The organism is Lentimicrobium sp. S6, assembly GCF_013166635.1.
In the GTDB taxonomy this organism is placed as follows: domain Bacteria; phylum Bacteroidota; class Bacteroidia; order Bacteroidales; family UBA12170; genus UBA12170.
Genome location: NZ_JABKBZ010000219.1, coordinates 1 through 1,034 on the forward strand (window position 1 = coordinate 1; position 1,034 = coordinate 1,034).

General features: G+C 35.8%; 1 protein-coding gene. It reads right to left on the bottom strand.

Annotated elements, in window-relative coordinates:
* Positions 1-63 precede the first annotated feature (63 nt).
* Positions 64-1,034: hypothetical protein (locus tag HNS40_RS22425; protein WP_172284941.1), on the bottom strand; the 971-nt coding region annotated here is incomplete at its 5' end.

Consider the following 1,034-nt stretch of genomic DNA (forward strand, 5'->3'; position numbering starts at 1 on the left):
AAATATTTAGGAAAATTAATGTGTGAAAATGAAACAAATTAATGTGTAAATTTAGCCTAGAAATTATAGCTGTTCACACTGGCACAATAACGTCGGTATGACTGGCACAATAACGCCGGTATATCCAGTGTAGTCATAAACACATAAATGAATATTGGCTTCCTGCTCCAGATTATAGCCTATTTGTGTGTTGCCATTAACCGGATTGGGCGAGTTTTGACTTAATATTTCATCACTAGTTATAGGATTTAGGCTTTCCGCTTCCTTACTTTTTAGTGGTAATAAGGAGATTAAATAGTCTCTTTTTGCTATGTATTCCTCTTTTGATTTGGGCTTGTGCTCTGGCATGGAGCCTACACCGTAGCTTGCTTTATTACTGCTATTTTCCATAATATAATAGAGTAAGCCTAAATCAATAATAGCAAATATTTCTTCTTCAGTATCTGGTTCTCCTGAAATTCTAGCCTCATAGAAATCGATGGCTGTTTGCCAGTTTTCTAGTTTAATATCACATCTATTGCTAAAGAATTCTGCTAGTGATTTGAGCACATCATTAGTTTGAATACTTGGGTTGCCATTAAAATATTGACGCAGCGATGAATAATCGTTAGTGGCAAATAATTCAACAATAAACAAGTCTTTAACAGCTGCTTGGGCAAATGTAGTATTTGGATAATCTGTGATTATGGTTTCTAATGTGGTTTTAGATGCTACAAACTCTTCATCCTCAAATTGAGTTTGACTGGTCTCATATAATAAGGCAACAGGGTTAGTGCTCCCTTTACTGTCACCCGGACACCAATCAGGATCATAATCATAAGCACCGTTTGGCATTAAATCTTCTGAAGCATTAAACCCACTTCCCCAGCAGTTATACTCCACATCGATAATAGGTTGGCTACTTGGAGGATTATTATGCAATACCAGTGGATCATTCACTCCACCATTGTCATAATCTTGTATTACATTATAATGAAAATAGGTGGGAACACTGTAGGTACTTATATAAACTTCTTCAGCATCGTTATTTTGAA